1 protein-coding gene is annotated in these 2,176 nt (G+C 48.2%); it reads left to right on the top strand.

Annotated features, from left to right (window positions below):
• Positions 1-354 precede the first annotated feature (354 nt).
• Positions 355-2,070, top strand: coding sequence for a retron Ec67 family RNA-directed DNA polymerase/endonuclease (locus ACOCD2_RS17305; protein ID WP_419625835.1), 1,716 nt, complete (start codon positions 355-357; stop codon positions 2,068-2,070).
• The last annotated feature ends 106 nt before the right edge of the window (positions 2,071-2,176 follow it).

Genomic DNA, 2,176 nt, shown 5'->3' with positions numbered 1-2,176 from the left:
CTTGAGAGTGATCGATTGCCAGATTGGCTTCAAAGGATGAAGTATAATTCAGAATATCAGTACATACTCATGTTGTTGGAATCCGTAAAACCGAGGGTTTATGGATGGACACTAAGTAATCTATTCTTGCTCTTCTCCTGAGTATGTCAATTCAGTTTGCAAAACGGCGAAGATATTCTCATACTAGGTTCAGGCTTGCGGGCAGACTTTCTGCTGCGCATCGCGGCAAATGACACCAACGGTAGATGGGCTGCTCATCACCGTGATCTCTTTGCGGACAGTCTGATGGACCTTGGACCGCTGATCATCGCTTAAGAGTGCCCGCAAGCCTTTTTCTCAGGAAGGTCTGGCATATTGAGTACTCTCGAAAGACTAAAAAACACAAAGGATTTGAGTGGCTTAGCAACGATCCTCGGTTTTACCCCCAAGGGTGTGAGCTACGTTCTTTATATGCTGGCTCCCGCTGATAAATATCGGACCTTCAATATTCCCAAGAAGAACGGGGGCAAACGGACCATACAGGCTCCCGAACCTCGCTTGGCGCTCATGCAAAGTCGCTTGGCGGACCAACTCTATGAGTGCGTTGCTGAAATCCAAAAGTCTAATCCTCGCTATTGGCACGCCTCCTATGGTTTTCAGAAAAAAAAGACCATCGTTGGCAATGCTGCTGCGCATACACGGCGGCGGTATGTCTTCAATGTTGATATCAAAGACTTTTTCGGCAGCATCAACTTTGGACGGATTCGCGGGTTCTTCATCAATGACAAGGCCTTTGCACTCGAGCCTGCCGTTGCAACACTTATCGCCCAGATCGCCTGCCACGAGAACGCTTTGCCACAAGGAAGCCCGTGCTCGCCGATCATTTCTAATCTGATTGGGAATATTCTCGATCTTCGCCTATTAGCGCTAGCCAGGGATGCCCGTTGCACCTACACACGCTATGCTGATGACCTGACCTTTTCCACGAACCTCAAGGACTTTCCTAATGAGATCGCGATAGATCCTGGGAGTGGGCTCTGGATCGAGGGGAAAATGCTGCGCAAGGAAATTGAGGGAGCTGGATTCAAACTCAATCCTACCAAGACACGGATGACGCTGCGCCAGTCACGGCAATCAGTTACAGGGCTAGTGGTCAATGCTAAGCCCAATATTAGCCAAGATTACTACCGGTTGGTCAGAGCAATGTGCAATTCTGTGTTTCAAACTGGTAAATATTACCGGGAGGTTGCTGGCACTACGGAAGTGCTCAATAGTCTCAACCCGCTTGAGGGCATGCTTTCGTATATCTATTTCCTGAAGGCGCGGCGTGACCGCTCCCCAAAGGTCAACAGGCTATCAGCTAAAGAAGGTGAGTTCAAAATACCCCATGCTCCGAGCAAACTGTACCGGAAGTTTCTCTTCTACAAATACTTTGTATCGCCGACTAAACCATTGATCGTGACTGAAGGCATTTCCGACATTGTGTATCTGGAATGCGCCATCCGGGCTCTGGCAAAATCCTATCCGAACCTCGTGAAGGAAGAAGACGGGAGGATGAAGCGACAGGTGAATTTCTTACGGCCTTCGAACACAACACGAGATATCCTCAATCTCGGTCACGGCGCTGCCGGCCAAGCAAACCTAATCGAAAAATACACAAATGATCTTAAAAAATACGCGTACAAACCCATGAAGCACCCTGTCATCGTGCTGTGTGATAACGACGGTGGACCAAAGACCGCCTTTAAAAACGCGGCAAAGAAATGCAGCGTACCCATCAGCATCAGTACGACCGATCCCTTCTACGATCTCGGTGACAATCTGTATCTTATCAAAGTACCGGAAGGCGCCGCTCCCGACACGCGCGAGATTGAAGGGCTATTTAAGCCCGCATTGCTGTCACATAAGATTGGTGGAAAGCCTTTTGATCCCAAAAAAGAGCACGGCGACGTTACAGCTTATGGGAAAGTAAAGTTCGCTGAAGAAGTCGTCAAACCCAATGCTGCTAAGATTGATTTTTCCGATTTTGGCGAGCTATTGTCTCGGATTGAGCAGTGTCTGGTTCATTATTCTGGAATCAAAGTGTTATAGTCTGCCGCATCCATTGCCGCTTCGTGATTAGCACATGATCACCACATTGTCTTAGGCGAATAAACACTGACGAAAGATTCGGTGTATACGTATAATGTAAGCGCCC

This window comes from Thiolapillus sp. (assembly GCF_048562965.1).
In the GTDB taxonomy this organism is placed as follows: Bacteria; Pseudomonadota; Gammaproteobacteria; order Chromatiales; family Chromatiaceae; genus Thiolapillus; species Thiolapillus brandeum_A.
The sequence above is the reverse complement of the archived record's forward strand: the minus strand, read 5'-3'. Positions and strand labels throughout refer to the sequence as shown.